The sequence below is a fragment of the Sphingomonas sp. AC411 genome (assembly GCF_979253035.1).
The window spans coordinates 169615-194940 of the sequence record NZ_CEEDAQ010000001.1 but is presented as its reverse complement, the minus strand read 5'-3'; the positions used below and the strand labels follow the sequence as shown (position 1 = coordinate 194940).

Below are 25326 nucleotides of genomic sequence, written 5' to 3'. Positions count from 1 at the left end.
AAACCTGTAAGGTGACTGACAATGACAGAAGCGACATGGGGCGAAAGCGCCAAGACTCCGGACATCAACTGGCGGAAGAGTGCGTCATTGGAAAACGTGCCCCGTGGTGAAACTGATATTGCCGAGGTGACGAACCTTGAGCGCGCGGTGCGGGATTGGGTCAGGCTGGATCCTGAACATAGAGACACGGCTACCTTGACCACGGATCATCCCGTTCAGATCGAAGGAGTTTCCAGTACGACGTTCACTGGCGAGGCTATCGCAGCAATTGCCGAGCACCTGCCACCTATCCCAAGCGAAAAGGAGTAATAGCTATGGCGAAATCCAGCGTCCGGTTCGAGCGCGGTGACGGATATTGGGTGGCCGAGCGTGACAGCATCGGCTTCACCGGCGCGACCGACTTTGGCCCCGTTGAGTTTCTGATCACCAGCGAAGCGTTGGCCGAGATGCTGAACCCAGAGCTGGAAGGAATTGACCCGGAAACTGCGGTCGAGGTCTTCATCGAATTTGAAAGCGACATTCATCGCATCGCCCAGCGCGAATTTGTGAAACGCCTCGGTGGTGAGCCACCAATCCTGCTTACGACTGCAGATGTAGCGCTTTAGTGCCAAAAGCACGGTTGCAATCCGAGCGGGCTATTGGCCCGGGGCGGCTAACGCTCCGGGCCTACGTCGGCTACATGCTTATTTTAATATAAGCCGCCTTCTTCTCGCTCTTCCGCGCCTTCCTTCTGCGCTTCCTCAAGATCGCTTGGCTTTTGTTCGTCAGCGATTGACTTATCCTCTAAGGTATCTTCCGGCCCTTTGTTGTCGTCCGGAAGTTCATTGACGTCGGTTTCAAAACCAGGGTCTTCCGATTTCGGGGTGGTCATCATGCTTGCTCTCCTTCACCACACCGAACGATCCAAGAAACCGCTCGGTTGCGAACCGGCGGACGATACCCGACACCCGCCCGCAAGCGCTCGCGTTACCGCTCCTGACGAATTCGATGATGGCGTAGCGTCAGAGGACCGATAGTCGAATGGACCCACTTGCGGTCATTCGCGGCCTCTTTCTGGCTCCCCAACTTCTGCCATCCATTCAGTATTGCAGCAGAGAAGGTGCTGAGCCTCGGCCCTGCACGCTGACTCGCCAGCTTTCAAAGGATGATGAGGCGGCAAAGCTTTTGCCGGCCCATTAACGGGCTGTCGGCTGCATAAGCTCTATCGTGATATGATCGGGGCCTGAAACGTAGGCCACCAACGTTCCCTTCCGTGGACCACCTGGGATCGGCAGCGGATTACCTTTCGCCTTCCATCCTGCTGCCTCGACACGGGCAATGGCGACATGAATGTCCTTTACGGTCAGAGCCAGGTGGGCCGCTCCGATCGATCCCGCGCCGCTGGGCACCGTCCCGTTCTGGAGCCCGTTTGAATATTCCAACAGTTCGACCACGTAGCCGTCTTGTGCCTTGACGATTGCCGTTCTCACTTTCGGATCATCGACACCTGTCACCTGATGCAGGAAGTCGCCCCCATCTCCGATTGCCGCTCAAGTGTGAAACCGAGCGCTCCCGTCCAGAACCGAACGGCTTCGTCCAAAGAAGACACAGCGAAGCCTGTGTGGTCCACGGCAATTACGTTTGTGGCGTCCGTCATTACTGCCCTCTCACTGGTATGCCGCCCGTGCTTACCACGCGACCGTTCACCATCGTAAACCGCTTTCCCTAAACCCTTTCCCGCATACACTTTCCCAACATGGGCTGGTGGACACGGAGAAACGGAAAGGCTTTGAGCCTTTTAAAGCAGCGAGTTCCAGGATGCGAAAGACCTTGGGAGCAGACGAGCGTGATCATGCAGCGATCAGGCGACCAGCGGCCGCGGAGACCAACAAAAGGACGCCCGCGCCCCTTACCTTGCTTCTTAACTTCGGGCGCTGGTTCATCATGATTTGAGGCTTTCAGTACGCTGAAAGGTCTGCTTATACGGCTTCTAGTGGGGAAACGGCCAGTCCGATCAAGGAACGTCGCAACGCTCAACCGAGCCTCTAATCCGTCGCAATTCAAATTCCTCTCGCAGCACCCTGACCAAGGCTGCTGCCGGCATGGCACGAGAAAGCGGCGCACCTTGCCCCGCCCATTGCGCTCGAAACCGTGCTCGCCTTGCGCCTTGGCAGCCGCGTGCAAGGCCTTTCCCGCATCATAGGCGATAGGATAATCAGGCGGTCGGCGTTCATCAACCGACTGACTCAGAGCCGTGAACCGGTTGGCCAGCGCACGCGCGGGTCGACCAGAAATTAGCGAAGTGAGGACGGTGTGGTAAGCGCCCTCACCGGTGAGGGCCGCCCGGTATGCATCGTCTGCGGCCGACTCCGGGCACGCGACAAAGGCAGTTCCCAGTTGCGCTGCCGATGCGCCCAGGTCGAGCGCCGCGGCGATGCCGGCGCCGTCCATTATCCCGCCAGCAGCGATGATTGGTAGGTTGTTCTTGCGCACCAGGAGCCGGGTCAGCGCGAATACGCCGAGCGCGTCGTCAGGCGCGATGGGGTCGAAGACACCCCGATGCCCGCCAGCCTCGATCCCTTGCGCGACCACCGCATCGATCCCGGCGGCCTCGATCGCGTGTGCTTCGTTGAGGCTGGTTGCGGTCGCCATGAGATAGATACCACGCGCTCGCAACGCCGAGAGCACGTCGGCGGACGGCAACCCGAAGTGGAAGCTAACCACTGGCGGCGCGAGGTCGAGCAGTACCGCCACCATGTCGGGATCATCTGCGAAGCTCTTGTAGATGGTCATGAGTGCCGTCGGGGTTGTGCGCCGTACTCGGCGAACAGCGGGGCAAGCCAATCCAGCCATTGCGCTTCCCGCGACAGATCGGCCTTTGGGCCAGCGTGGACGAAGACGTTGACGTTGAACGCGCGGGTCGTGCTGCTGCGCACCTCCTCGATCATCGCCCGTGCGCCGGCGGCGTCGGTCGCGCCTACTCCGATCGATCCCAAGGCTCCCGCCTCGGATACCGCTGCCGCCAGCGAAGGTGTGGCGACGCCTGCCATCGGCGCCTGGATCAAGGGCACCGAGAGTTCAAACCGATCGATGAGAGACATACCTATGCCGGATCCGGTTATGAACAATTGTCCGCTTATGACTACGCCAGCGCATTAAGTGAATGGCGCCAGGTGGGCTAGGTGCGGATCGTCTGCCCTTCAACCGCTCCGACCCAGAAAGCGACATTGCCGAACCGCTCTCGCCCATCCACACATTTGCAGTTCGTTCAGGCGCCGGCGACGCCGCGATCAATGGGCGAACGCCGCCGGAACGCCGCCGGCCTGCGTTTGAGCCTTCACCGGGAGGAATGCTGAAATGGAAATCTGCCGAGCCTTCGCCGCGAAATAGCTTGTCCGGCGGTCCCGGTCAGGACCACACGCCCCGCCGCCCCTGTTCCCGCATCGCGTCGATGAACACCCTGACCGCGGGCATAGCGGCTCGACCGGGATCATAGAGCAGGCTTACCGGCATGGCGGACGGAGCATGATCGGCCAAAACCTCAATGAGTCGCCCGCTCGCGATATGCGCGGCCGACTGGTAACTCAGTACATTGGCAAGGCCGACGCCTGCTTCCGCAGCAGCGAGGATCGCATCGATGCCGTTGACGGTCAGGCGGGGGACGATTTCCAACAGCCTCTCGCCGCGCGCGCCAAACGACCATCGGGTGCCGGCGCGCACACCGCTACCCATGATACACCGATGCTGGGCCAGGTCGCCATGATCGATGGGCAAGCCATGTTCGGCAAGATAGCCCGGGCTTGCCACGATGGTCTGACGGACCGAACCGATCGTCACGGTGCGCAGCGTGCTGTCCGCCAGCGTCCCGATCCGCACCGCCACATCGACACCCTCCTCGACGATGCGGACATTACGATCGAGCAGCATCATGCGCGCGTTGAGGCCGGTGTGGCTGGCCAAGAGCGCGCTGATGACCGGCAACACATGCAGCCGCCCGAATATGACCGGCGCAGTTACGTAGAGCTGCCCCCGGGGAACCGAGCGACCGCCCATGGCGATCTGCTCCGCCTCGCGAATGTCCGCGAGTATGCGCCGTGCCCGATCGAGCAGGCTTGCCCCGTCGTCCGTCAGGGACACCGCTCGCGTCGAGCGGTGGAACAGCGTCACGCCCAGATGCCGCTCCAGCGCCGCGACCGCACGGGTCACGGCAGGAGGCGACAGATTGAGGACGCGCGCCGCAGCCGCGAAGCCGCGCTGCTCTGCCACCGCGACAAAGACGGAAAGGCTCTCGAAGCGGTCCATTATTCCCCGTATCGCAATAGTCCGTATCAGTAATTGCGAATTATCACATCGCGGGCAACTCGCCATCCTCGTGGCCATGGCGCAGGCATATCTCCACACCCTTTTCGGACCACGCGCTCGCGCGCTGCAAGAAGCAGCGGGATCGCGAGCGTCCTACGCACGCATGGAAGCCGGCGCGGAGACGGTCGACCGGATTACGGCCAAAGAACTTGCGTTCATCGCCGCCCGCGACAGCTTTTACCTGGCGAGCACGTCCGAAGATGGCTGGCCCTATGTCCAGCATCGCGGCGGGGCAACCGGCTTCGTCCGACACCTCGGGGGCAATTGTTTCGGGTTCGCCGACTTTCGCGGCAACCGACAATATCTCTCCGTCGCGCATATTGCGGTCGACGACCGGGTTGCGCTGTTCTTAATGGACTATCCGAACCGCCGGCGCCTCAAGATCATCGGCCATGCCCACGTGAGCAAAGACCCCGCCGTCATCGCAGCGCTCATGCCGTCCGGCTACGCGGCCGAGCCGGAGCGTGGTTTTCTGATCGATGTCGTCGGGTTCGACTGGAACTGCCCGCAGCATATCACGCCGCGTTTCACCGAGGCGGAAGTGCGCCGCACTTCCCAGCCGCTCATTGACGAGATTGCGGTGCTTCGAGCCCACATCGCTCAACTTGAACGGGCAGCATCATGACCAGCAAACTCACACGCGGCGTCCACCATGTCGGGCTAACCTTGCCCAACCTCGATCAGGCACGCGCCTTCTTCTGCGACACGCTCGGATTCGATGAAGTAGGCGGCGTGCCCGACTATCCTGCTATCTTCGTATCGGACGGCACAATCCTGCTGACCTTGTGGCGCGCGGCCGACCCCGTGACGGCCCGCGCCTTTGACCGGCGCGCCAATATCGGTCTCCATCATCTCTCGCTCTCGGTCGCCGACGATGCTGCACTGGCAGCGGCGTGGGCCGCCGTGACGGCGCATCCAGAAGTCGTGGTCGACGCAGCGCCGGGCGCCATCCGTCCCGGATCAACGGCGCGCCACTTCCTGATCCTCATTCCGGGCGGGATCCGTCTGGAGTTTGCCACGCCCTTTGACTGAAAGGATCCGTTCGATGCCACGACTGCCCCTCCCTCCCTTCACCCATGAGACTGCGTCGCTAAAGGTCCGCGCCGCCGAGGACGGCTGGAACAGCCGCGATCCAGCGCGGGTCGCGCTCGCCTATACCGAGGACAGCCAGTGGCGAAACCGGTCTGATTTCCTTCGGGGGCGGGATTCTATCGTCACCTTCCTAACCGCAAAGTGGCGTCGCGAGCACGAGTATCGGCTTATCAAGGGCCTGTGGGCGCATGACGGCGATCGAATTGCCGTGCGCTTCGCCTATGAGTGGCATGACGATGCCGGCGCGTGGCATCGCTCCTACGGCAATGAGAATTGGAAATTCACGCTCGATGGCCTGATGGCGCGCCGGATGGCGAGCATTAACGACGTTCCGATTTCCGAAAAGGGGCGACTGTTCCACTGGCCGCTCGGGCCACGGCCCGAGGATCATCCGGGGCTGGAGGAACTTGGGCTGTAGCTTCAAGCCGTTGTTTTCCTACCGGTCTTGGTTGATGCGCCGTCGGCCAGAGTGTGGGTGGGTTCCCGACACTGAGAGGCCGACAGAAAACTGGAAGGCGGCGCCTGTCAGGAAGCCGCTGACGCTGAATAATGCTGTCATCGACCGCTCAGTTGCTGGGAGGACCCAGTTGTGGACATTCGCGGGTAACTCTCCGCCGTCCGGTTTCGGACATTCGTTAATCAGATCTCTGCGGAACGGCATGTTACGCTCTAAGAGCGGGATATGGGTTCTCCAGCCAAATTCTTTCGCCCGATCATAGACAGACTGCGGAATGTAATCGACCACCGAGGTCGGTCCATCTCGACAATACTGTGTTCCCATTCGTGGCGAGCAGCTCCGCTTAATTGGTAAGCGGCGCGGGGATCGAGCGGGGCAGTAGCCCGCTCGAAGCCACCTTTACACCGGCGTCTGAAGCGCATCGTCGCAGACTCGCCGAGCGATATGCCGATGACATCCTCATATACCGGTCGATCACGGTGCCAGCCGATGCCTGCGCCAGGATCATACCGGATCAGCAGTGCCTGAACGAGAAGGGTCGGGTCCAGCTGGGCAAAACGTGCCGCGCGGTCCCTGATCGGAAGCAGCCAATCGGGAAGCGGTTCGGCAGCCACCGGACGTCCCACCTCGAAATCGTAACTCCAGCCGAATGACGTGGTGAGGCGCTTGCCGGTCCAGCCCTGGAACTTGAACGGGGTCGGATCGGTCGCGTCGATCCGCACGATCAGTGCCTGTTCCTCGTCCCGATCGAGGAAGTCGGGACATGCACGAAGCCCAGGTAGTACCGGCATATCGAAAAGATCGAGCATTATGCCGCTGCGGGCGCTGCGAAGATCGGCAATTGCTCCAACTCTGCCGCCGTCGCCCCCGCAAAGTTCGACACCGTTACGCCGACCAGCCTGATGCCCTTGGCCAAGGGAAAGACCGAACGCACGAGATCGATCGCCGCCTGACGCAACTGGTCGTGGACGGTCACGACCGTCGGTTGGCTGCGGCTTCGCGTGATCTGCTGAAAATCGGCATATTTGATTTTCACGGTGACCGTCCGACCGAACGCTCGGCGCCGTTCGCACCAGTTCCAGACATCGTCCGCCATCCGCAGCACCCCGGTTTCGATCTCGCTCTCGTCCGTCAGATCGCGGTCGAACGTCGTTTCCGAACCGGACGACTTGCGGACCCGGTTCGGATTGACGGAACGCGTGTCCCGCGCACGAGCGATGCCGTAATACCATTCGGCAGAACTGCCGAAATGCCGCCGCAGGAAGTCTAGCGACTGTGCGCGAAGATCGGCTCCCGTCTCGATACCCAGCCGCTTCATCTTAGCCGCGGTGACAGGACCGACGCCGTGAAACCGGGCGACCGGCAACGTTTCGACCCAGGCCGGCCCCATGTCCGGAGTGACCGCAAACTGACCGTTCGGCTTTCGGTGATCGGACGCGATCTTGGCAAGGAACTTGTTGTACGAAATCCCCGCGGATGCCGTCAGTCCGGTCTCCCGGAATATGTCCGCACGGATGGCTTTCGCGGTGAGCCACGCCGTCGGCAGGCCCACCTTGTTGTCGGTGACATCGAGATAAGCCTCGTCCAGCGATAACGGCTGGATCAAGGTCGTGTAGCGCGAGAATACCGCGTGAATTTGTCGGGACACCTGCTGGTAAACCTCGAAGCGTGGCGGCACGAATATCAGGTTCGGACAGCGACGTTGTGCCGTCACCGAAGGCAAGGCGGACTTCACCCCGTATTCGCGCGCCTCGTAGCTGGCAGCCGCGACGACGCCACGAGCCCCCGCGTGACCGACCGCAACCGGCTGGCCTCGGAGCGCCGGATTGTCCCGCTGCTCCACGGAGGCAAAGAAGGCGTCCATATCGACGTGAATGATCTTGCGGCTGGGCTCGACGACCATGGTCGAGCTGAATATCGCAAAACGAACGAATGGGGAACACTGTTTCTAGTGAGTGTATCCCACGCCGCGTCGTCAGCTCGAACGAGGCCTCGATCGGACAGGTTTGTGCAACATGGATTATCTTCGCCAGCTCCAATTCCATATCCCATTGAGCCAATGGGATATGAGTCCATTCTCCCGGAGCGTGAGCCTGAAGAGGACACGCTGAAACGACAAATGGGGGCAGAATGCTAGTATCCGTGCGATCCGGCTTTTTAATTCTAACGACCGTAGCTCTGCCCTGCCCCTTGCTGGCACAAACCGTGCCCGTGGACGTGCCATCAGCCCCCGCGCCTGCCGAAAGTGCGGATGCTTCCGGCGACATCGTCGTCACGGCGCTCCGTCGCCAATCGACGGTACAGACAACGCCAATCGCCATCTCGGCGCTGGGGAAGGCCAGTTGGCCAAGCTCGGCGCGACGACCATTGCCGATATCATTCGGCAAGTCCCGGGACTGCAGCTGACGGAGAGCGATTCAGGACGCACGCGCGTTTCGATCCGCGGCGTTCAGGCGGCCGGCGAAAGCACTGTCGGGCTGTATTACGGCGAAACGCCGCTGACCGGTCCTTCCGGGACGAATTCGGACCCCGCCGGAAACACGCCGAACCTCAATCTCTTCGATGTCGAACGCGTCGAAGTCCTGCGCGGTCCGCAAGGTACGCTCTATGGATCCGGATCGATGGGCGGCACCCTGCGCGTGCTGTTCAACCAGCCTGATGCGAGCAAATACGACGGTACGGCGGAACTCCAGGCGACCACCACGCAGAACGGCGGTATCGGCTATTTCGCAAAGGGTGCGATTAACGTCCCGATCATCGCGGACAGGCTCGCGCTGCGCGTCGTCGGCTACCGCGAGCGGCAGGGCGGTTATGTCGACTACACGCTGCTCGACCGGAAAAACACCAACCGCGCGACGCTCGAAGGCGGTCGCGTCATCCTGGGCTTCACGCCGAGCGACAATGTTTCCATTACTGCGACCGCGCTGCTGCAGACCCAGAATATCGACGGCACCGCGCAGTATAACTCGGTCCTCGGGCCGTTCCGCGCGGACTTCCAGATATTCCAGCCGTGGCATGACAAGCTGCAACTCTACAACGGCGTCGGGCGGTTCAATCTCGGCTTCGCGACCCTGACGACCAGTGCGTCCTGGTATCGCTGGAACGTGGAGAGCACCAACGACAACAATGCCGCGTTCGCCAGCGTGGTTTCGGGCGCACGGTGGTGCCCGCTCTATACCCGCGTCGCCCTGGGCATTCCGACGACGACCTGTACCCCTGCACAACGTACGGCGTATCAGGCCTATGCCCGGTCGAAGGCACCGTTTGGTGCCTATCAGCCGCGCTATGTCCGGAACTTCATCCAGGAAGCACGGCTCGGCTCGAACGGGAATGGCCCACTCAGCTATACCGTCGGCGTGTTCCACGAGGATCGCTTCGACCGCGTAGACACCCTGCCCTTTGCCGGCGACCCGGTCAGCGGCGGACAGCGCGATCCGGTCGACAATCTGGGCGGTCGCAACATCCTGACCAGCGTCAAGCAGACCGCGTTCTTCGGCGAGGTCGGCTACCGGTTGCTGTCGCCGCTGACCCTGACGGTCGGCCTGCGCCACTTCGATTATACCAAGACCGTCGGCGGCGAATATCTCGGCTACAACTTCACCAACGGCCAGGAACCGCGCCCCTATGAGGAAACCAAGGCCAACGCCAAGGGCTGGGTGAAGAAGTTCAACGCCGAACTTCGCGTCACGCGTGACGCCCTGGTCTACGCCAACGCCGCGCAGGGGTTTCGTCCCGGCGGCGCCAACAACATTCCCAATCTGCCGGCTCAGTATCTCGTCTATCGTCCGGACTCGCTGTGGAATTATGAGGTCGGCGCGAAGACGTCGTGGTTCGATCGGAAGGCGACGCTCAACGTCGCGATCTATCGGACCGACTGGGACGAGGTACAGACCTCGGTATCGACGCTCCAGCAGGGCGGTGGCAATTTCAACTTCATCTACAATCTCGCCGGCGTTCGGGTCGAGGGTGTCGAGGTCGAAGCAAGCGTTCGCCCCGTCCGCCACCTCAGCATCAATGGCAGCGTCAACTACAACGACGCCAAGCTGACTTCGGACCAGGTCGATTCCACCGGGTTCATCAATGCTCCCGGCCGCACCGGCGATACGTTGGCGTACATACCGAAGACGACGGCGTCAGCTGGTGTCGAGTATTCCCCGCCCCTGACGGATACGCTGACAGGTCTGGTGCGGTTCGACTGGACCTATACCGGGCGGATGAACACCGAATTGCGAGAGACCAATGCGTTCTATCGCGAGATCGGCAACTTCAGCATCTTCAACGCGCGCATTGGCGTCGATGCGCAGAACGGGCTTGCTGTTTCGTTGTTCGCGAACAACGTCTTCAACAAATACGGCCTGAACCGGGTTGCCTCCGCGACCGGCGTACCGGACTATTACGTCAGTTCCCGACCCCGGACGATCGGCATCAACGTCCGCAAGAGCTTCTGAAGACCACCTGCCGGGTCGACGGCGTCACCGTTCCCGGCCCTTTACCCAATCTCATCGACCAGGAAGACATAGCATGAAGCACATTACGCCTGCCCTGATGGCGACCGTCGCCCTGATCCTGCCGCTCGCTGCGACCGCTCAGGGAGCAACGGAACGTCCCGATCGAACCGCCTTCCGCAGCCTTTACAAGGAACTGGTCGAGACGAACACGACCTCGTCGGTCGGCGACTGCACCAAGGCCGCGCAACAGGTTGCGGCCCGGCTGCGCACGGCCGGCTTCACCGACCGCGATCTCACACTATACGTGCCGGACGGCCGCCCGCGCGACGGGGGCCTCGTGGCGACCTACGCAGGATCGAACGCCAAGGAGCCGGCGCTGCTGCTACTCGCGCATATCGACGTCGTCGAAGCTAAGCGCGAGGATTGGGTCCGCGACCCGTTCACGCTGATCGAGGAGGACGGCTATTTCTACGCGCGCGGTAGCAGCGACGACAAGGCACAGGCTGCGATCTTCTCGGACACGCTGATCCGCTGGAAGCAGTCGGGGTTCAAGCCACGCCGTACCGTGAAGCTCGCGCTGACCTGCGGCGAGGAAGGGACGAACGAACGCGTGCTCAACGGTGCCGGCTGGCTGGTCGACAACCGGCCGGAACTCGTCAGGGCCGGCTTCGCGTTCAACGAAGGCGGCGGTGGCCGAACGGCACCTGGCGGAGGCCCGGAGACGCTCGGCGTCCAAGTGTCGCAGAAATCACCGCGCAACTTCATCCTCGAGGTCACCAACCGCGGCGGACACAGTTCGCAGCCGCAACCCGACAACGCGATCTATCGTCTGGCTGCGGCTCTGACCAAGATCAGCACACTGCAATTCCCGGTGAACCTCAACCCGGTCTCGACGGCGTATCTGGCGCAGGCCGGTGCCCTGCGGAAGGATGCCATCGGGGCTGCGATGGTCCAGCTTGCGAAGCAACCTGACGACGCTAAGGCTGCGGCGCAGCTATTGTCGGACGTGAGCCTCAATCCTCTGCTTCGCACGACCTGCGTGGCGACCCTGATCGAAGGCGGGCATGCCGCCAACGCCCTGCCCCAGCGCGTCACTGCCTCGATCAACTGCCGGATCGCGCCGGGCGAAACCGCGGACCAGACCAAGGCCGCCATCGAGCAAGTCATCGCCGACCCTCAGGTCAAGGTGCTCCGTAGCAAGATCCAGGAACGCCCGGTCGCAGTGACACCGCCACTGGATCCCGCGATCCTGAAGCCAATCGCGGCGATCGGCGCCAAGCATTTTCCGGGCATCCCGGTCATCCCGACCCAGTCGGCCGGGGCAACGGATGCAACATACCTGAGCAAGCTGAACATCCCGACCTATGGCATTCCCGGGCTGTGGAACGATCCTGCGACGGCCGGCACGCATGGACTGAACGAGCGCATCTCGTCTGATGCCCTGTATCGTGGCCGCGACTACATTTATGATCTTGCGACCTACTTCGCATCGCACTGAGAGACAGAAGATTCAACGTGAACGGGGCAGCGCGACACGTTCGCGTTCAATGTTTGGTCTTGAACGAGACGGAAGCTTTTTTGCTCCCTTATTTGATGAGAAGGAAGATGCGCCGCTTAAGTGACTTGGCGACTGGGACGGTATTTCGTGTGAAATCGGATTGCTCTGATTTCCACCGAAGCCCGAGATAGAACGGTCTGGCGCGTAACTGAGGAGCTGCGTTGCGTCGTCGACCGGAAGAAGGCAGCTTACGCATTCACGGAGAGGGAGACCGGATTGTGTCTGTTGCTGTCCTAGATAGCCATCGGCTGATGCTCATCGCGCTCGTTCCCGAAAAGGCCGACCCTATATTCGGGCGTTTTCAGGAGTTTCCCCGGTTTGGCGATCCGCAGCATATCGCTGTTCGCAGCCGTACCGCTTCTGAGCGAACGGCGCTGGCGGCGCGGATCGATGCCGCCGTATCGGCGTCTGATCGTGCCGTCATGCTCCTGGCGCAGGGCAGCGCCTGCGCGGCCGCCGCATGGTGGGCGCGACTCTCACCGAAAGCCTATACCGCGAACGTTGCCGGCGCCTTGTTGGTCGCCCCCGAAGGCACGAGCTTGGACCAACGTAACTTCGCGGCGCCAAAAATCGGCTTGCCCTTCCCATCGATCGTCGTCGGCGCCGATGACGAAGCGCAGCGCCTGGGCGTAGAATGGGGCAGTCGCCTCATTGATGGCCCACTCCTGAACGCTGCGACGGCGCCGACCAACCGCCTCCGCGCCATCATCGAACGCTTTACCTCGGCTGTCGTCGAGCGCGACGTCGTTGCTGCGTATCGCATCATCCAGGCGATCGGGGACGCCTAGCTGGACGCCGGCTGCCCAGTAAGACCTGCCGAACGTCAGGCAATGTGAGCGCTCTGTCGAAGATCATACTTCGTGTTTGGGGTCGGCGAGCCCGCGTATCCTCGTGACGAAGCAAACCTATCCCAGCCGCGCACCTTTGCTTGCTTTAAATTCCTATCACTCTGGGGGATGTTAGCATCAGCCAAGGAGTTGGATATGCGTAATCTCTTCGCAAGGATGTCCGTCATCGAGTGGCCCACGCTCACGGTCGCGGTGCTGATCTACGCCAGCTGGATCGCGCTTACCGCGTTTCACGCGCAGGTTCCGCTGCCCGTACTTATCGTCCTCGGCGGATGGTTTATCGCCTGGCAGGGATCGCTGCAGCACGAGACGATCCACGGCCATCCGACCGGGATCGGCCGGATCGACAGTGCAATTGGATTTGCCCCCTTGTCACTCTGGCTGCCGTATCGGCTGTATCGTCGAAGCCATATTGCGCATCACGGTGCCGAGGTGATCACCGATCCCCGACATGATCCTGAATCGCGCTACCATCTCTCCCGACACGACGCCCTCATCGCCTCGCTACAATCGACCGTGGTTGGCCAGATGATCTTCGGCCCGGCATTGTCGATCGGACGATTCCTATTCAGCGAGGCGCGCCGCGCCGTTCGCAACCCTGTTGCTGTCGCGCGGGACTGGGTGCCGCATCTGATCGGCGTAGCTGCGATCTTGTGGTGGCTGGATCATGTCGGACTGAGCCTCGCCAAGTATGTGCTGGCATTCGTCTATCCGGGCACCGCGCTGACGATGCTGCGCTCCTATGCGGAGCATCGTGCCGACCTCACGAGTCCCGGACGCGCCGCCATCGTCGAGCGCGGCGGCCTGTTCGCGCTTCTGTACCTCAACAACAATCTCCATGCCGCGCATCACGAACGGCCGGGGCTCCCCTGGTATCGCCTCCCGTCCTATCACAGCAGCCACCGTGACCGGTTCGTGGCGCAGGGCGCGCCGGTCTATCGCGGCTATGGTGAGATCGTCCGGCGTTTCGCGTTTCGATCGCATGACGACATGCTCCATCCTGGTGCCCGGCAACATACCGTATGAGCCGCATGGTCGCATCGCTTGGAATGTACGATCATCCGGCGCAGCAGTCCGCCAACGACCGGATCTGGTCCGCGATCGTCCGCATCCTGCGCAAACGGGGGTCGACGGCGTGCCCGACGTCCTCGACCGGGCGCGCCACGTCCATGATCTCTGGCGGGACCCGAACCTGCTGTTCGGGCAGGCGTGCGGCTATCCGCTGATCGCCGACGATAGCCTTGCCCTGCAAGTGATCGCCTTACCGATCTACGATATGCCGGGGTTCACGAGTAGCGACGCGACACATGCCAGCGTACTGGTGGCGCGCGCGAACGATGGACGGAGGTCGCTGGTCGACTACCGCGACACCCGCGCCGCAATCAACGATCCGCAGTCGAACACAGGAATGAACCTGTTCCGCGCGACGTTAGCGCCGATAGCCGAGACTAGTGCCTTCTTCGCTCGCGTTGTGCAGACCGGATCGCATCGCGGCAGCGTTGCGGCGATCGTCGCAGGGAACGCGGATATCGCGGCGATCGACACCGTCACCTATGCGACGCTGGTGCGTCACGAACCAGATTTGACCGCCCCCTCAAGATCGTCGCCCGTAGCCCGGCCTCTCCGACGCTGCCGTTCGTGACGTCCGCTGCGACGGGCGTCGAGACGATCGCAGCGCTGCGACTTGCCTTGCAACAGGTCATGACGGACCCACGCCTTGCGGAGGCTCGTGCCAGCCTCGGGCTGGCGGGGATCATCACCGCGAACCTCGACGCGCTGGCCCCGATCCACGCGCTGCAACAAACGGCGATCCGCTTCGGCTACCCGAACCTGCGATGACCACCCCGCCCCATCATCAGACGGCTAATCTCGGTTGCGTCATTGTGAGCCTGTGCGGCGCCCGCCCTGCTTTGCAACACATCGATGCTGGAAGCGAAGAAGCGTTTAGACCGGAATGTCACCGCGTATCGTTACACGTTCCATCTTGCGGCGCGCAGGCCAATAGTCTGCGACGGGATAATGCTGCGTCGCTCGATTGTCCCAGATGACGACCGCGTTCGGCGACCATCTGAAGCGAACCTGATATTCGGGCACCTTGAACCGATCGAGCAGATACCCGAGCAATTCTGCGCTCTCGGCCTCATCTATCCCGTCGATCCGACTGGTGAAGCTCGCGTTGACGAACAGGACCTGCTCCCCCGTTTCGGGGTGCACCCGGACGATCGGATGGTGCTGTGGCGGAAACTCTTCGGCGAACGCGGCCCGGCGCTCGGGCTCGATCCGGTCGCCGAAATCGAAGAGCAGGTCATGCGTCGCGGTCCGCCCTGCGATCCGCGCTTTCACCTCGTCGGGAAGCCCCGCATAAACCGCGGCGGCATCGGCCCATAACGTGTCCCCACCGATCTTAGGGATTTCGCGTGCCCGCAACACCGCCCCCATCGAGGGTGCGGCGCGGAAGGTTACGTCCGCATGCCACTTGTCGAGCGTCTGGAAGCGCTGGTTGCCGGCGTTGTCCTCGACGCGTCCCTCCGAACCGCGAATGTCGAGGATTTCGGGATATCCCGGTACATGCTTGATGACCGGATGCCCTTCGAGGTCACCCCACACCCTGGCCAGCGTCAGATGCTGCTCGTGGGTGAGATCGAGATCCCGAAAGAACAGGACCTTGTGGCGCAGCAGCAGATCGCGAAGAGCTGCGGTCACTGGCGCATCGATTGATCCATCGATACGCAGGCCGGAGATTTCCGCGCCTAGTACCGGGCCGGATGGCGCGACTGATAGACCCGCGGTGTCGACTACACCCGCTGAAACCAGCGGCTCCCGTTCGATATCAGCCAAAGCAATCCTCCAACTACGATCAGAACACCCAGCCGCGCAAGCTCGGCCGATGCCACAACGAGCAGCACCCCACACACCAGGATCACGCAGGTGGCGACTGCCGCTCCAAGCGGCAAGTGAAAGCGGGCTTCCGGAATGCCGCGCTGGCGACGAAGACGGAGCAGCGCCGCGGCGCACCCCATGAAGATCAGCAACCGCGATGCGCTTGACGCTGCGATGCCCGTGACGAAATCGCCTCCGAGCGCCAGAAAAACGGCGACGATGCCGGTCGTTACGATGGCCACGTCCGGCGTCCCCTGCCTGACGCGATGCGGCCGAATATCGCCGGCAATTGGCGGCTTTCTGACAGCGCAAGCATAAGTCGCGGAGCCGTGATCCATTGGCTGACGAGCGTACCGAGCACGATCACCGCTGCGGCGAGCTCGGCGCCACGCGCAACCTCGTTCCCGAACAAGCGGGCGAGCAGATCTCCGACGGGACGCTCGCTCAGCGCGAGGCTCGGCACGCCGCGCCAGCATGCGGCGATCACGCCTGCATACAGCGCAGTGACCACCGCCATACCGGCAAGCAGGGCGAACGGAACTGCGCGGCGCGCGTCTACCACCTCACCTGCGACCGCGGTTGGTCGTTCGAACCCGACGAATGCGAAGAACATCAGGATCAGCGCCGTTACGGGCTGTGCAGCTTTAGAGGGTAAGGTAGCGGGAGCCGCTGATGCGGTAAGGCCAGCGATGGCCACCCCCGCCAGCAAACCGAGCTTGAGGACGGTCAACGCACCGCTCGCGATTGCCGAGCGCTCCATGCCTGCACAGGTCAGGACGGTCAGTCCCAGTCCCGTACCGACCACTATCATGGTGTGTGCGTCAGGTGCCATCATGGTAGCGAAGAGGTTGAGCAGAGACGCTGCAGCCAAAACGGTCGCCGCCCACAAGAGCCAGCCTGCCGCGAACCCCGCGACCGGACCGAAGGCCGCCGTGCAATATTCGACAGGGCCCCCGCTTCCGTCCATGCGGCTGCCAAGCTCCGCAAGGCATAGCGCGGCCGCTAACGCGAGGATGGCTGCACCGGCTACGACCCAGCCGGTCGAGGCGCCTGCAAGCGCATAGACCTTGCCTGGCAGTCCGAGGATCCCCGCGCCGACGACGCAATTAATTGTAAGCGCCGTCAGCCCCCACCGCCCGAGCGAGCGAACGAGACTTACCCGGTCTGGACTGACGACCTCATTCGCGTCTTTCGAACCCAGTCTCATCACCGATCCGTCTCGAGCGCGGCCAGGTCGCTGTCGGGGAACAAAGCGTCGGTGAACCCGAATTGCGTCATGTCGGCAATCCGCTGCGGATACAGCACGCCGTTCAGGTGATCGAACTCGTGCTGGACGACCCGGGCGTGAAAACCCCGGGCCTCGCGGACGACGTCGCGACCGCCCTCGCCGATGCCACGGTAACGAATGTGCGTCGAGCGGGGCACCGATCCTCGCAGGCCCGGGATCGAAAGGCATCCCTCCCACCCCTCTTCGGTCTCATCGGTCAGGATGTCGACCTGCGGGTTGATCAACGTGGTCTTCGGCACCGGTGGTTCGTTTGGATAGCGCGGGTTGTCGTCGAAGCCGAAGACCATGACGCGCAGCTCAACGCCGATCTGCGGCGCTGCCAGGCCGACGCCGTTTGCCGCAGCCATCGTATCGTGCATGTCAGCAATAAGCTTTCTCAACTTCGGGTCGGCGAGGTCGACCACCGGCCGCGCAATGCGTAGAAGGAGCGGATCCCCCATCTTCAAGATCGGCCTGATCACAGCAACACCACCAGCTTGATGACCATCTCTCAGCCCTCACCCACTCGATTGCCTGCAACCTGATCTGCAGGATGAAAATCATGCCATGCCAGGCACCGAAAGCCGAGCGATGCAGCGCAAAACAAAAGCTCTGTCCACAATCCCCACTGTCAGCATAGGGATATCGCCATACAGGGCAAGCAGCGGCAAACGCTGACATAAAGGGGTATCATGGCAGCACATCCGTCATCGACGACGCGCGCGTTCTCGGCGCTTGCATTGATTGCAGGCATGGCAGCTTCGCCAGTTACCGCGCAGTCGATCGCGCAGTCGCCCAACGCGGCTGAAGCCGCCCCTACGGACGACGTCGGCGAGATCACGGTCACCGCTCGCCGCCGGGAAGAGAGTCTGCTGACCACGCCGGTTTCCGCGACGGTCCTGTCGGACAGGAACCTTGTCCAGCAGAACATCCGCAACTTCCAGGATCTGCGCGGCGCCGTGTCCAATCTCGAACTGGTACCCCTGCTGTCCGGCGGCACGAGCTTCACCATTCGCGGGATCGGACAGACGTTCAATCAGGTCAATTCGGACACAAAGGCCGGCTTCTACGTCGACGAGATGTACGTCAGCCGGCAGGAAGGCAACGACCTTTACTTCTACGACGTCGCGTCGCTGCAGGTCCTAAAAGGCCCGCAGGGAACGCTGTTTGGTAAGAACACGACGGCAGGCGCGGTGTTGCTCACGACGCAGCGTCCGACCGATCGGTTTGAAGGCTTTGCGCAGGTCCGCGCTGGCAGCTTCAGGCGGATCGATACCGAGGGTGCGCTCAACGTGCCGCTGACCGATGGCATCTATGCCCGGGCAAGCTTTCGCACGCAGAGCGTACGCGGCTATATCAAGCACGTTCTGGACGACGACCGCAGCGGGAACGTCAACAATCAGTCGGGCCGCCTTCAGCTGCGTGTCGACAAGGGCGGGCCCCTCACGATCGATCTGCTCGGCGAGTATAACCGGTCGAAGACCGATGGCGGCGCGACCATACCCGTCGGCTGCCTTTCCACCGCGGGATACATTCAAAACTACGATGCCCTGCACGCCGTCCCCTATTGCACGGCCTATCCCGTGTTGGGGAAGGACTACACCGTCTATGGCGGCGCCACTCTCCTTGCGCCTACGAGCGCGGCCGTGACAGACATCGCGCGCGGTGGCGATGCAGGCGGTATCTCTCGTTATGCGGGCCGTGGCCCCTTCAACGACACCGACGCAACGACACTAAACGGCCGTCTCGGATATGATCTGGGCGGCGGCATCGCCCTGCATTCGATTACCGCGTATCGCCGCTCGCACGCCCAGTTCTACACGCCAGTGAACAACGCCCCGAACGACATCTACGCGGAATATGATGACACTCGCAGCACGCAGTTCACGCAGGAGCTTACGATCGGTGGTACCATCCTGGACGACCGCCTGACGTTTCTCGCCGGCGCCTTCTATTTCCAGCAGAAGACCGACTTCCTCCAGGATACCGGACCCGACTGGATCGATCCGCTTGGCTACGTCTACGACGCTTCGCTCAAGTATCGCAGCTACGCAGCCTTCGCGCAGGCGTCGTACAAGATCACGCCGAAACTCGAGGCGACTCTCGGCGGGCGTTACACCTATGATCGCAAGACGGGCTCGAGCTACGTCTTCTTCGCCGGCCGAGAGAACACGTTCCTCTACAACGGGGTGCCGACGCAGTGCGGCTATTTCAACGGTGACTTTCTCGGAGGGATCGCCAACTGCGGTGGTGCCCCATTCACAGCGCGCGATACCGATCACTGGGACGGCTTCGATCCGAAGCTTCAGCTTTCCTATCGCTGGTCCGACACGGTCTTCACCTATCTGACTGCCGCACACGGCTACAATTCCGGCGGCTTCAACCAGCAATTGGGCGGACCTTCAGCCGACGGACGCTTCCCGTCTTCCTACGACCCCGAAAAGCTGTGGTCGTACGAAGCCGGCGTGAAGCTCGACCTTCTCGATAGGCGAGCAGTAATCAACCTTTCCGGCTTCTATCAGAAATACACCGACATCCAGGCGAGCGTGAACGTCCTGGTCGGCAACGTCTCTACGCGCCAGGTTCAGAGCGCGGCCTCCGCTCACGAGGCAGGGTTCGAAGGCGAATTCGTGCTGCGGCCGGTGCGGGATCTGACGGTACGGGGCAACGTCTCGTATCTGACGCAGGGCTATGACAGCATTCGCCCGAACGCCGTAACTCTGACGCTCGATACGCCGGTCAATTCCGCACCGAAATACACCTACAGCGCGGCCGTAGCCTATGATCTGCATGTTGGAGATGGGCTTGTGACACCCAGTGTCGACGTCCGCGGTGTCGGCAAGAAGCCGGCGTGCCAGTCAGGGGCCGACTATGTTTGCCGCTTGCCGGCTTATGCCTTGGTTGGATTCCGGCTCGACTATTCACCTGACGCTGACGGGCGCTGGCGGATCGGCGTTTACGGGACCAACGTCTTGGACAAGGTGACGCAGCAGGCCCGTACGGGGTATTTCGGCGGCTTTGGCATCGACCGCTACACACCCGGTCGGCCGCAGGAGTTCGGTGTCGAAAGTTCGTTGCGGTTTTAGGGGGATGTCGACGAGCCCGGACCGAGCTCGCCAAGAAACCGCGATGTTCCATGACCCACAACCGGCCGTTCATAGCGAGTTTGCCGACTCCCAACTTCAGACACTTGTTCACACGGTGGGCACGGTGCCGAAGTCGATCATGAACTCGCTGCCAGTAATGAAGCTAGCGCGCGCGGTTCGGTTGCGCGATGATGCAGCATGATCGTCGATCAACGCCAGGCTGATGCGAGTCTGAGGGGCATCGTGCGTTCCTTTGCCGAGCGACAGGCGCAGCTTGGCGTGGATGCCGTCACGTCACCCTTACCGGCGAGACCTGATCAATTCATCGAGTTTTATCTGCAGGATCGCTATCGCGTTTCGCACGATGATCGCGCAGCATCATTCGCGCCCGAAGTCGTGATCGTCGGCCCCCAAAGCTACCGGCGCACACGCCTCATCCTGTCCGGCAGCATCCACGTATTCACGATCCGATTTCAGCCTGCTGGATTCCATGCTCTGTTCGGCACGCCGATGACCGCGTTGGTCAATGAAGGCGTCGCGATTAGCGACGTCATCGGCCCGGCCGCGACGGATCTGCGGGATGCAGTCATGTTGGCTTGCAACTTCGATGAGCGGGTCAGCGCCGCAGAGCGCTGGTTGAGGAGCAAACTCGATCCCTTATCCCCCGTTGACCCGGTGGCGTGTTCCGCCGCGGCGTTGCAACGTGCGGGGGAAGGTTGAGCGTGCGCGCGCTTGCCCGGGGGCCGAACTCAGTGACCGACAGTTCACGCGCCGGTTCGAGCGGCAGGTCGGCCTCACCCCCAAATTGTTCGCGCGAACGGTACGCCTGAATGCAGTACTCGACGCGAAGGTCCGCTTGCCGTGTGCTACCTGGACGGAGTTGGTCCACGACGCCGGTTATGCGGATCAGGCACACTTTGTACGCGATTGCCGTGCCCTCGCCGGAGGTCCTCCCGCCAGCTTCTTTGCAGAATGGGCCCGAGGGCGCTGACGCTTTTGTTCAATCGCGGTCGTGTCGCCGGCGCTAATCCGGTCCCAGCTATGGAGGATGCGACATGGACCGGCGGCAAACGATATTGGGGCTACTTGCGGTAGGACCGTTAATGAGCAGTGGGATAGGGGCAGCGATGCTGAACACGACGGCTGACAAGGTGCGGCGGCTGGCGGAACGATACGCCGATGCGTGGAACGCCTCCGACATGGACGCGATGGCCAAGCTGTACGCTGATGATGTGCACTGGGTGAACATCGTGGGCATGCACTGGCAGGGCAAGGCGCAGGTCGACCAGGCTCACCGCGTGTACTTCGGCATCATGTTCAAGGGTGTCCCTCTGATGCTCGAAGCAGTCGAGTCCGCCGTCGCGCTGCCCGGAGGAGCCGTCGTCACCGTGCTTCGATGGACAATTGGCGCATTCAAAACGCCCTTCGGCGAGCAGATGCCGCCAAGCCGCGATCGCATGTCACTCGTTCTGATCCCGCAAGCGGATGAACTCGTCATCGCGCATGGTTCTAACGTTCAGATCAATGAGCAAGCGCAAAAGTCTGACCCTATTCGTCAAAAGCAGCGATAGCCGACGCAGGATCGGAAACGCAGAGGCCCTGCTGACAAATCAGCTCAGGGGCTCTGCCCGACCTCCTCTCTCACCGGCTTTGGCGGCGAAGACCCATAGCCGGTCATTCGCGGTTCGTTTTCGGCTTCCCAACTTCAGACATTTGTTCATCGAAATATTTGTGGTCGGCTTCCGGGCTGCCGACGCGGGAGCGAACTTATAAGACGCGATCGCTCGCCATCGACCGCGTGCCAAGCCTCAGTTTAGGATGGCGCCGCTGTTCGCCCGATTGAAGGCTTCGTCCGGATCAGGCGTCGCGCCTATGTCCTGAGGGCGATCGCCGTATCCCGGTCGCTTGGCGAGATCGTTCCATCGACCCAAAATATCGACCTTGTAGACCGGTTCGCTCCAGTCGTTCGCACGACCTCGTCAAACGCGATCGATACTGCGTCATCGCCATAGCGGAGGATGCCGGTCACCCTCTCCGTGATCGCGTCAGCAAGCCGGCTTCTGATCGTCCGACTTGCCCGGCCATAGCTTGACGATGACGTGCGGTACCACTCAGCCCTTCGCCAACGGCGCGAGATATTGCTCGTCGCTCACCTTTTCCATCCAGGTTACGGGTGTGCCATTCACAGATTCCTGGATGGCGATGTGAGTCATGGCGTCATGCGCGGTCGCGCCATGCCAGTGCTTGTGTTCAGGGGGCACCAGAGCTGGTCGCCCGCATGGAATTCGAGCTTCGGTCCGCCCTCGACCTGCGTCCAGCCGACACCTTCGGTGACGATGAGCGTCTGCCCGGCCGGGTGGGTATGCCAGGCGGTGCGTGCGCCCGGCTCGAAATGGACCACGGCACCGCCGACGCGCGACGGCTCGGGCCGCTGGAATTGTCCGGTGATCGTGACCTTGCCGGTGAAATACGCGTCGGGGCCGGGGACCGTCTTCAGGTCTGCCTTGCGGGATATATCCATCTTGCTCTTTCCTTGCTGTGCGTGTGCGACGCCATTGGACGCCAGGAGAATTGCCGAAATTGTCAGAACTCTGATCATCATCGTCCTCGATAAACAGTGCGCAACGCTGCGGTGGCCCTCTGCTGTGAAGCCAAAAATCATAATTGCTGCGCGGTCGGGCGGAAGATGATCTCGTTGACGTCGACATCATCGGGCTGACTGATCGCAAACGCCGCCATCCTGGCAAAGCTGTCGGCTGAGATACCGACCTTGCCGACATAATCGCTGTTTGCGGAGCGGACGCCCTCGTCCGAGATCTGCTCGAGCAACTCGGTCTTCACCGCGCCGGGGCACAGGATAGTGGTCCGGATGTTGTAGTCCTTCACTTCCTGACGGAAGCCTTCGCAGATAGCGCGGACCGCGAACTTCGTGCCGGAATAGACCGCCGATGCTGGGAAGACGACGTGGCCGGCAACGGAAGAGGTCGTGATCACCTGGCCCGATTTCTGCGCCTTCATATGCGGCAGCGCGGCCGCGATTCCGTACAGCACGCCCTTGATGTTGACGTCGACCATGCGGTCCCATTCATCCACCTTGAGGCTTTCCAAAGCCGACAGGGGCATAATCCCGGCATTGTTGATGAGGACGTCGATCCCGCCAAAGCGCTGTACGGCGGTGTCGACGAGGTTGGCGACCGCTGCACGGTCGGTAACGTCGGTCTGCACAGCCAGAGCCTGTCCGCCCGCCGCCACGATCTCTGCGACGAGCGTTTCGAGGCGACCTGTACGGCGCGCGCCGAGCACGACCGTCGCGCCGCACGCCGCCAGATGCCGTGCCGCCGCCTCGCCGAGGCCGCTCGAGGCGCCGGTAATCACGACGACCTTATCTTTGATACGGTCAGTCATTTCACTGCCCTCCATTTCAGCAATTGATCGGGGCGGCGATACGCCGACCTCGATGTGCTTACGTTGCAGACGGAATATGGGACACGCGGCAGGCTAGATTACCCGCTATCTGGTTGATGCTTCGATGAACAGATTTCATCAATCCGAACCATCAGCATCCAACGCGACTCCGCGATCGATTGGTCGACAAATCCGGGAGATTGTCTGGATGACACGCTGGTCATTCGCGTTAAATACGGCGAATACCGTTTCAAAGCACACCCGTCCAAACTGCAACGGACCCAGTAATGCCTTTGATCGATCGACGAATGCTGTTGGCGGGACTCGCCGTTGGCGCTGCCACTTCGAGGACTGCGTGGGCAGCCAATCCCGTTCTGCCGGGCTGGTACGCCGATCCGGAGATCCGCATTTTCGGCGATCGATACTGGATCTATCCGACCTATTCCGCCGACGGGCCCGTCCCCGCCCCGCCCAGCCGGTTCACCCGTTGGCAAACCCATGAACGCGCCTCGCCGACGATATGGAGCCCGTTTCTGCGACAGACGTTTCTCGACGCGTTCTCCTCGCCAGACCTGGTATCCTGGACCCGCCATCCGCGCGTCCTCGACGTCAAGGACGTCGACTGGGCGGCCTATGCGGTGTGGGCCCCTTCGGCGATCGAGCAGGATGGCCGCTATTTCCTGTTCTTCGGCGCGAACGACATCAAGACCGACCGACAGCGCGGCGGAATCGGCGTGGCGGTCAGCGACCGCCCGGAAGGCCCGTTCCGCGACGCGATCGGCAAACCCCTGATCGGCAGCATCGTCAACGGCGCGCAGCCGATCGACCAGATGGTGTTCCGCGACGACGATGGAACCTGCTACCTGTATTATGGCGGCTGGAAACACTGCAACGTTGTGAAGCTGTCGCGAGACCTCACCAGCCTCACCCCGTTCGCGGACGGCGAGACGTACAAGGCGATCACCCCTCCGCCGACTATGTCGAGGGACCGTTCATGCTGAAGCGGCGCGGAATCTATTACCTGATGTGGTCGGAAGGCGAGTGGACGGGACCGCTGTACAGCGTCGCCTACGCTACGGCTTCCAACCCTCTCGGACCGTTCACACCGCGCGGCAAGATTCTCGAGCAGGACGCGCGCGTCGCTCGCGGCGCGGGGCATCATTCCGCTGTCTGCATCCCTGGAACGGATGATTGGTATATCGTCTATCACCGACGTCCCCTGGGTGAGACGAACGGCAATCATCGTCAGGTCGCGATCGAGCGGATGCATTTCCGTAAAGACGGCAGCATAGCGCCGGTCGTTCTGACCCAGGGCGGCGTGACGGCCCGACGCCTGCCGGTGGCGACTAAAGCGAGGCCAGGCTCTTAGGAGGCGCCATCAGCCGGATTTGCTACCGCTTTTCGTGGTCGAAGTTCGAAGACGAGCAGCGTCGACGTCGCCGTCGCGCAGAGCTGCCCCTTCTCGTTGACCAGGGTCGCCTCCGAAAATGCGGCGCGACCGCCCATCGACACAAGGCGTCCGACCGCCCGGATCTTCCCGCTGGAATCGTTCAGCGGGCGTAGAAACGACACCTTCAACTCCAGCGTCGTATAGCCGAAGCCCGGTTTCAACCCGGTGTGCGCAGCGATGCCGCAGGCACTGTCGAGGATTGCCGAGATATACCCGCCGTGCACCGTTCCCATCGGATTGTAGGACGTGCCGTCCGGCGTGGCTTCGAAGACGGCATGCCCGTATTCGACCTCGACCAGCGAGATGCCGAGCTTTTCCCCGAGCGGAGGCTGCCGCCCGGTCGCCAGCATCGCGCGAACCTGGGCAAGCCCGTCAGGAGTGATCGGAAGGTCAGTCGTCATGGGTCGATCTCACATAGCGGTTCTTGGTAAAGCAGAGGCAACGACTGGATCTCAACGATTTCCAGGCGCTCGGAACGAGGCAGCGGCGCCACG

General features: G+C 62.0%; 30 protein-coding genes and 1 pseudogene. 17 read left to right on the top strand and 14 right to left on the bottom strand.

Annotated features, from left to right (window positions below):
• Positions 1-21 precede the first annotated feature (21 nt).
• Positions 22-309 carry a hypothetical protein gene (locus AC0IX7_RS01000; protein WP_332756698.1) on the top strand — a complete coding sequence of 96 codons (288 nt, stop codon included), beginning with the start codon at positions 22-24 and terminating at the stop codon, positions 307-309.
• 5 nt (positions 310-314) lie between these two features.
• On the top strand, positions 315-605 hold the full coding sequence (locus AC0IX7_RS00995; protein WP_332756697.1) for a DUF1488 family protein: 291 nt from the start codon (positions 315-317) through the stop codon (positions 603-605).
• 83 nt (positions 606-688) lie between these two features.
• Here the strand turns inward: AC0IX7_RS00995 and AC0IX7_RS00990 are convergent, their stop codons facing one another.
• The 5 genes and pseudogenes from AC0IX7_RS00990 to AC0IX7_RS00970 all read right to left on the bottom strand — a co-directional run bounded on the left by AC0IX7_RS00990 (position 689) and on the right by AC0IX7_RS00970 (position 4281).
• Positions 689-874 carry a hypothetical protein gene (locus tag AC0IX7_RS00990; protein WP_332756696.1) on the bottom strand — a complete coding sequence of 62 codons (186 nt, stop codon included), beginning with the start codon at positions 872-874 and terminating at the stop codon, positions 689-691.
• 301 nt (positions 875-1175) lie between these two features.
• Positions 1176-1493: a VOC family protein gene (locus AC0IX7_RS00985; RefSeq protein ID WP_471810067.1), complete on the bottom strand. Its 318-nt coding sequence runs from the start codon at positions 1491-1493 to the stop codon at positions 1176-1178.
• Positions 1490-1636 (bottom strand): VOC family protein, encoded by a 147-nt coding sequence (locus AC0IX7_RS00980; protein WP_471810066.1) that lies wholly within the window; start codon positions 1634-1636, stop codon positions 1490-1492. The genes AC0IX7_RS00985 and AC0IX7_RS00980 overlap by 4 nt, the downstream gene beginning before the upstream one ends.
• 357 nt (positions 1637-1993) lie before the next feature.
• Positions 1994-3080 (bottom strand): annotated as a pseudogene (locus AC0IX7_RS00975) (NAD(P)H-dependent flavin oxidoreductase).
• A gap of 307 nt (positions 3081-3387) precedes the next feature.
• Complete coding sequence (locus AC0IX7_RS00970) at positions 3388-4281, bottom strand: LysR family transcriptional regulator (RefSeq protein ID WP_056025076.1); 894 nt, start codon at positions 4279-4281, stop codon at positions 3388-3390.
• Between the two features lie 76 nt (positions 4282-4357).
• Here AC0IX7_RS00970 and AC0IX7_RS00965 point away from each other — a divergent pair, with 76 nt between their 5' ends.
• From AC0IX7_RS00965 to AC0IX7_RS00955, 3 genes are read left to right on the top strand one after another with little or no spacing between them, the layout of a single operon-like run.
• A complete protein-coding gene (locus AC0IX7_RS00965) occupies positions 4358-4966 on the top strand; it encodes a pyridoxamine 5'-phosphate oxidase family protein (protein ID WP_471810065.1) in 609 nt (202 codons plus the stop codon).
• Positions 4963-5373 (top strand): VOC family protein, encoded by a 411-nt coding sequence (locus AC0IX7_RS00960; protein WP_471810064.1) that lies wholly within the window; start codon positions 4963-4965, stop codon positions 5371-5373. Before AC0IX7_RS00965 ends, AC0IX7_RS00960 begins: the two co-directional genes overlap by 4 nt.
• Positions 5374-5386: 13 nt before the next feature.
• Positions 5387-5851, top strand: coding sequence for a nuclear transport factor 2 family protein (locus AC0IX7_RS00955; RefSeq protein WP_056025067.1), 465 nt, complete (start codon positions 5387-5389; stop codon positions 5849-5851).
• A gap of 251 nt (positions 5852-6102) precedes the next feature.
• Here the strand turns inward: AC0IX7_RS00955 and AC0IX7_RS00950 are convergent, their stop codons facing one another.
• Together AC0IX7_RS00950 and dinB are read right to left on the bottom strand one after the other, a co-directional pair.
• Positions 6103-6699: an alpha-ketoglutarate-dependent dioxygenase AlkB gene (locus tag AC0IX7_RS00950; RefSeq protein ID WP_056485412.1), complete on the bottom strand. Its 597-nt coding sequence runs from the start codon at positions 6697-6699 to the stop codon at positions 6103-6105.
• On the bottom strand, positions 6699-7793 hold the full coding sequence (gene dinB / locus AC0IX7_RS00945; RefSeq protein WP_353435709.1) for a DNA polymerase IV: 1095 nt from the start codon (positions 7791-7793) through the stop codon (positions 6699-6701). Before dinB ends, AC0IX7_RS00950 begins: the two co-directional genes overlap by 1 nt.
• A 439-nt stretch (positions 7794-8232) precedes the next feature.
• On the opposite strand from dinB, the gene AC0IX7_RS00940 reads away from it, so the two are divergent.
• The 6 genes from AC0IX7_RS00940 (at position 8233) to AC0IX7_RS00915 (ending at position 14583) form a co-directional block, all read left to right on the top strand.
• Entirely contained in the window at positions 8233-10338 is a 2106-nt protein-coding gene (locus AC0IX7_RS00940) for a TonB-dependent receptor (protein ID WP_471810063.1), read from the top strand.
• Between the two features lie 73 nt (positions 10339-10411).
• Entirely contained in the window at positions 10412-11836 is a 1425-nt protein-coding gene (locus tag AC0IX7_RS00935; protein WP_333922126.1) for a M20/M25/M40 family metallo-hydrolase, read from the top strand.
• A 311-nt stretch (positions 11837-12147) separates the two neighbouring features.
• Positions 12148-12684 (top strand): alpha/beta hydrolase, encoded by a 537-nt coding sequence (locus AC0IX7_RS00930; protein ID WP_333922125.1) that lies wholly within the window; start codon positions 12148-12150, stop codon positions 12682-12684.
• 72 nt (positions 12685-12756) lie between these two features.
• Positions 12757-13770, top strand: coding sequence for a fatty acid desaturase (locus AC0IX7_RS00925; RefSeq protein WP_471810062.1), 1014 nt, complete (start codon positions 12757-12759; stop codon positions 13768-13770).
• Entirely contained in the window at positions 13727-14386 is a 660-nt protein-coding gene (locus AC0IX7_RS00920) for a phosphate/phosphite/phosphonate ABC transporter substrate-binding protein (RefSeq protein WP_471810061.1), read from the top strand. Before AC0IX7_RS00925 ends, AC0IX7_RS00920 begins: the two co-directional genes overlap by 44 nt.
• On the top strand, positions 14383-14583 hold the full coding sequence (locus tag AC0IX7_RS00915; protein ID WP_333922122.1) for a hypothetical protein: 201 nt from the start codon (positions 14383-14385) through the stop codon (positions 14581-14583). The genes AC0IX7_RS00920 and AC0IX7_RS00915 overlap by 4 nt, the downstream gene beginning before the upstream one ends.
• 105 nt (positions 14584-14688) lie before the next feature.
• On the opposite strand, the gene AC0IX7_RS00910 is transcribed toward AC0IX7_RS00915, so the two are convergent.
• The 4 genes from AC0IX7_RS00910 to def are packed head-to-tail and all read right to left on the bottom strand — an operon-like array spanning position 14689 to position 17373.
• Positions 14689-15582, bottom strand: a complete 894-nt coding sequence (locus AC0IX7_RS00910; RefSeq protein ID WP_333922121.1) for a TauD/TfdA dioxygenase family protein — start codon at positions 15580-15582, stop codon at positions 14689-14691.
• Complete coding sequence (locus AC0IX7_RS00905; RefSeq protein ID WP_471810060.1) at positions 15540-15866, bottom strand: hypothetical protein; 327 nt, start codon at positions 15864-15866, stop codon at positions 15540-15542. The genes AC0IX7_RS00910 and AC0IX7_RS00905 overlap by 43 nt, the downstream gene beginning before the upstream one ends.
• Positions 15854-16831, bottom strand: coding sequence for an APC family permease (locus AC0IX7_RS00900; protein WP_471810059.1), 978 nt, complete (start codon positions 16829-16831; stop codon positions 15854-15856). Before AC0IX7_RS00900 ends, AC0IX7_RS00905 begins: the two co-directional genes overlap by 13 nt.
• Entirely contained in the window at positions 16831-17373 is a 543-nt protein-coding gene (gene def, locus AC0IX7_RS00895; RefSeq protein WP_333922119.1) for a peptide deformylase, read from the bottom strand. Before def ends, AC0IX7_RS00900 begins: the two co-directional genes overlap by 1 nt.
• Before the next feature lie 210 nt (positions 17374-17583).
• On the opposite strand from def, the gene AC0IX7_RS00890 reads away from it, so the two are divergent.
• From AC0IX7_RS00890 to AC0IX7_RS00875, 4 genes are all read left to right on the top strand, one after another.
• Positions 17584-19977, top strand: a complete 2394-nt coding sequence (locus AC0IX7_RS00890) for a TonB-dependent receptor (protein ID WP_471810058.1) — start codon at positions 17584-17586, stop codon at positions 19975-19977.
• A gap of 198 nt (positions 19978-20175) precedes the next feature.
• Positions 20176-20697 carry a DUF6597 domain-containing transcriptional factor gene (locus AC0IX7_RS00885; RefSeq protein WP_333922117.1) on the top strand — a complete coding sequence of 174 codons (522 nt, stop codon included), beginning with the start codon at positions 20176-20178 and terminating at the stop codon, positions 20695-20697.
• Entirely contained in the window at positions 20681-20968 is a 288-nt protein-coding gene (locus AC0IX7_RS00880; RefSeq protein WP_443027414.1) for a helix-turn-helix domain-containing protein, read from the top strand. Before AC0IX7_RS00885 ends, AC0IX7_RS00880 begins: the two co-directional genes overlap by 17 nt.
• A 136-nt stretch (positions 20969-21104) precedes the next feature.
• Positions 21105-21548 carry an SgcJ/EcaC family oxidoreductase gene (locus tag AC0IX7_RS00875; protein ID WP_333922116.1) on the top strand — a complete coding sequence of 148 codons (444 nt, stop codon included), beginning with the start codon at positions 21105-21107 and terminating at the stop codon, positions 21546-21548.
• Between the two features lie 638 nt (positions 21549-22186).
• Here AC0IX7_RS00875 and AC0IX7_RS00870 read toward each other — a convergent pair.
• Together AC0IX7_RS00870 and AC0IX7_RS00865 are read right to left on the bottom strand one after the other, a co-directional pair.
• Entirely contained in the window at positions 22187-22498 is a 312-nt protein-coding gene (locus AC0IX7_RS00870) for a cupin domain-containing protein (protein ID WP_333922115.1), read from the bottom strand.
• Positions 22499-22635: 137 nt separating this feature from the next.
• On the bottom strand, positions 22636-23382 hold the full coding sequence (locus AC0IX7_RS00865; protein ID WP_056504455.1) for an SDR family oxidoreductase: 747 nt from the start codon (positions 23380-23382) through the stop codon (positions 22636-22638).
• 308 nt (positions 23383-23690) lie between these two features.
• Here AC0IX7_RS00865 and AC0IX7_RS00860 point away from each other — a divergent pair, with 308 nt between their 5' ends.
• Together AC0IX7_RS00860 and AC0IX7_RS00855 are read left to right on the top strand one after the other, a co-directional pair.
• On the top strand, positions 23691-24383 hold the full coding sequence (locus tag AC0IX7_RS00860) for a family 43 glycosylhydrolase (protein ID WP_471810057.1): 693 nt from the start codon (positions 23691-23693) through the stop codon (positions 24381-24383).
• Entirely contained in the window at positions 24377-24751 is a 375-nt protein-coding gene (locus AC0IX7_RS00855) for a family 43 glycosylhydrolase (RefSeq protein ID WP_471810056.1), read from the top strand. The genes AC0IX7_RS00860 and AC0IX7_RS00855 overlap by 7 nt, the downstream gene beginning before the upstream one ends.
• Here the strand turns inward: AC0IX7_RS00855 and AC0IX7_RS00850 are convergent.
• Positions 24748-25233 (bottom strand): PaaI family thioesterase, encoded by a 486-nt coding sequence (locus AC0IX7_RS00850; protein WP_056024468.1) that lies wholly within the window; start codon positions 25231-25233, stop codon positions 24748-24750. The genes AC0IX7_RS00855 and AC0IX7_RS00850 overlap by 4 nt on opposite strands.
• Positions 25234-25326 lie beyond the last annotated feature (93 nt).